This is a genomic window from Propioniciclava soli, from assembly GCF_014858005.1.
Classification (GTDB): domain Bacteria; phylum Actinomycetota; class Actinomycetes; order Propionibacteriales; family Propionibacteriaceae; genus Propioniciclava; species Propioniciclava soli.
Window position 1 is genome coordinate 1 of sequence record NZ_JACYOT010000002.1, and the last position, 572, is coordinate 572.

General features: G+C 69.4%; 1 protein-coding gene and 1 pseudogene. Both read left to right on the top strand.

Going from position 1 to position 572, the window contains the following annotated elements; translation table 11 throughout:
* Positions 1–360: heavy-metal-associated domain-containing protein (locus IFY26_RS02740; protein ID WP_232547479.1), on the top strand; the 360-nt coding region annotated here is incomplete at its 5' end.
* 25 nt (positions 361–385) lie between these two features.
* A pseudogene (locus IFY26_RS02745) lies at positions 386–572 on the top strand (cation diffusion facilitator family transporter); the annotation flags it as partial.

The following is a 572-nucleotide window of genomic DNA, read 5'->3' on the forward strand; positions in this document are numbered from 1 at the left end:
TGCCACGAACTACCCAAGGAGCGCACCGTGACGAGGACTACGATACGGAGAGTCAGCACCTTCGGGGTGAGCGGTCTGACCTGCCCGGACTGCCTCGTCCTGCTCATGGAGCGCGTCCGACAACTGCCCGGGGTTCGCGAGGTGACCGTCGACCTTGAGCCTGCGGGTGAATCGTCCCTGACGATCGCCCCCGCGGAGGCCGTGAGCGCCGAGGAAATCCGAGCCCTGGTCGACGAGATCGGCTTCGACTACATCGCCCGCCGCAGTCACCGCCGGCCCCTCCGGGGACAGGACGCTCGCTCGTGGTCTCCCCTGATCCACAGCAAGGCTGGCGGACCCGAGCTCACGCACCTGCCCTGACGCCCGCCCTGGACGGAGCACCAGCATGAGCGCCGACCACGACCACGCGTCGCAGGGTACCCATCGCAGCAAGCTCACGATCGTGGTCGGGATCACTGCCGCCATCCTGGTTGCCGAGGCCCTCGGGGCGTGGTGGACCAACAGCCTCGCGTTGTTGGTCGACGCCGGTTACATGCTCACGGCGGCGTCGGGGGGGGGGGGGGGGGGGGGGG